At 51.7% G+C, this 2014-nt stretch carries 3 protein-coding genes; all 3 read left to right on the forward strand.

The features are described 5' to 3' along the window. Positions 1 to 541 precede the first annotated feature (541 nt). Complete coding sequence (locus B5G06_RS13680; protein WP_087189600.1) at positions 542 to 742, forward strand: DNA-binding protein; 201 nt, start codon at positions 542 to 544, stop codon at positions 740 to 742. Continuing rightward, a complete protein-coding gene (locus tag B5G06_RS13685) occupies positions 742 to 1023 on the forward strand; it encodes an Arm DNA-binding domain-containing protein (protein WP_343286370.1) in 282 nt (93 codons plus the stop codon). Before B5G06_RS13680 ends, B5G06_RS13685 begins: the two co-directional genes overlap by 1 nt. Continuing rightward, the coding region (locus B5G06_RS13690; RefSeq protein WP_087189601.1) for an AAA family ATPase at positions 1008 to 2014 on the forward strand (1007 nt) is incomplete at its 3' end. The genes B5G06_RS13685 and B5G06_RS13690, both read left to right, overlap by 16 nt.

Here is a 2014-nt window from a genome sequence, read left to right on the forward strand (position 1 = left end):
ATCCATTTTAGTGGCCATCCTGTCAATGCACCATGTCTGCGGTGACCATGCACCATGTCTGCGGTCTGGCTGCACCATTCGTGCGGTCTAAGGGCACCGTTTCAGGCGGCGTATTCACATAACGGCCAACTCCTATCTAGATTCTTGATAGATTCAGCATAGCAGAAATGTTTAGGATAGTCAAGAAAATTTTAAACAAATTTATTTAATATTTTTTTACAAGCCGCTTGACTTTAACTGTTATGCTTAGTACAATGAGAGTAGTATAAGCAAATAAGTTTAAGTCACGGAAATTTTACAAATTGGACGCCCTCAAAACGGCGAAAAAATGTCCGTTGTAAAGTGAAAGGGGGAATTTCAAACACTGAAAAACTGAATGACCGTCCGACAGATACTTTCTCCGGGGAAGCAGGCGACAATATGAGCGTGCCAAGGAGAAGAACAAACGGCACAGCGCCGGGAAGGGTTGCCTGCCAGAGTCTGAAGGGTGAAACGGCAAACAAGAAACGATTACAGCAAGGAAAGGAAGGTATTTTTGTGTATGGCAGAAAAACAGTCGTTTATGCGAGTCGATGAAGTGGCGCAGGAATTGGGCGTTTCCAAGTCCTATGCTTACAAGATCGTACAGAAACTCAATGCGGAACTGAAAAGCCTTGGTTACTTGACCATATCCGGCAGAGTGAACCGAAAGTTCTTCTATGAGAAGATGTGCTACGGCGAAAAGGAAGGGAGGGGTATCTGATGGCGGTCTATAAGGAAGAAAAGACCAACACCTGGCGGGCGGTCTACCGCTATACAGACTGGAACGGCGAGCGCAAGCAGACCCAGAAGCGGGGCTTCAAGACCAAGCGGGAGGCACAGGCATGGGAGCGGGAACAGCTCAATAAGGCCAGTGCCGACCTGGACATGACCTTCAAGAGCTTCGTGGACCTCTATACGGCGGACATGAAAACCCGGCTCAAGGAAAACACCTGGGCCACCAAGGAGCATATCATCTGCACCAAGCTATGGGAATTGACGTAAAAGAAAAGACCGCCCACAACGCATCTGTTGGCGCAGATGCCGGGCAGTCCATTCAAAAAGATTCTGGCAATAGTATACCCGCTTCGGAGGCAAAAGGCAATGGGGAAATGGAAAATTTGGAGGAAATGTACCGTAAGATGCAGCGTATGGCTGACCCGCGCTACCTGCACACGCTCACCATGACCGAGCTGTTTCAGACCTCCTACAAAAGCCGCCCGCCCATCATTGAAAATTTGCTCCATTCGGGGGCGTATCTCCTCGCGGGTGCACCCAAAATCGGCAAGTCGTTTCTGGTGGCGCAAATCGCCTACCATGTCAGTACTGGGCAAGATTTGTGGGGGTGCAAAGTCCATCAGGGAACCGTCCTCTACCTCGCGTTGGAGGATGACTTCCAGCGCATCCAGAGCCGGATGTTTATGATGTATGGCGTGAACGACACGCCCAATTTGCACTTCGCCACCGCTGCCGGAAAAATCGGGAACGGTTTGGACGAGCAGTTGGAGAATTTCATGCGGGAGCATCCGGACACCAAGCTCATTATCATTGATACCATGCAGAAAATCCGGGAAGTGGGCGGCGAAGCGTACAGCTACGCCAGCGACTACGAGATCGTGGGCAAGCTCAAGCAGTTTGCAGATAAGCACTGTATCTGCGTGCTGACCGTCCACCACACTCGGAAGCAACCCGCCGGTGACGCCTTTGAGATGATCTCCGGCACCACGGGCCTGCTGGGCTGCGCGGACGGGTCGCTGCTGATGCAGAAGAAAAAGCGAACTGCGTTGGAGGCCACCATTGATGTAGTGGGACGCGACCAGCAGGATCAGATTCTCTATCTGAAAAAAGACCCGGAAACGCAAATCTGGAATTTGGAGCGCATGGAAACGGAGCCGCACAAGGAACCGCCGGACCCTGTGTTGGAAGCGGTGGCCCGGATGGTCAATGCCAGTCAACCGGAGTGGACGGGCTCTCCATCGGAGCTGGCCGCAGCGGT

Origin of the sequence: Flavonifractor sp. An52, assembly GCF_002159385.1 — a bacterium.
Taxonomy (GTDB): Bacteria; Bacillota; Clostridia; order Oscillospirales; family Oscillospiraceae; genus Flavonifractor; species Flavonifractor avicola.

What these genes read in the sequence shown, in the direction of transcription:
- B5G06_RS13680 (WP_087189600.1), top strand. Translation starts at nt 542, where the DNA reads ATGGCAGAAAAACAGTCGTTTATGCGAGTCGATGAAGTGGCGCAGGAA.
- B5G06_RS13685 (WP_343286370.1), top strand. Translation starts at nt 742, where the DNA reads ATGGCGGTCTATAAGGAAGAAAAGACCAACACCTGGCGGGCGGTCTAC.